The 381-nt window shown below is 54.9% G+C and carries 1 protein-coding gene; it reads right to left on the bottom strand.

Annotated features, from left to right (window positions below):
• Positions 1-83: 83 nt before the first annotated feature.
• Positions 84-381 (bottom strand): hypothetical protein (locus tag AC1DF0_RS32595; protein ID WP_477577762.1); only part of this gene is annotated, 298 nt, incomplete at its 5' end.

Genomic DNA, 381 nt, shown 5'->3' with positions numbered 1-381 from the left:
AGATTGAAGACATGCGCAAGGACTTCACTGATTTGAAATGCCTGAAAGCGGCGCAACGAGGATAGGTTCTAAAGCTGCAAGCTTCACGCAATCTGAGCCTTCGACGCCACTTCATCAAACGTCAATTCATCCAGCGCATCTTCCTGCTCATCCAGCACCTGGCGCGGATGCTCATTTCCCGGGATGCTGCTGTCGATCAGGCTCAACAAACTCGAGCCCCGGGGTGTCAATATGTAATTCTCGCCATTGCCACCCTGATCCTCCGGCCGAGGCTCGATATACCCCCGCAACAGCAGTATTTTTTCGTACTCACCGGCCATCGTTTTCAGGCGATCCAGATTCTCGAACGGCTCGCCCGCGGAGGCTTTCGCCGCCGCATAC

The organism is Paenibacillus sp. 05T425, assembly GCF_056396205.1.
The sequence above is the reverse complement of the archived record's forward strand: the minus strand, read 5'-3'. Positions and strand labels throughout refer to the sequence as shown.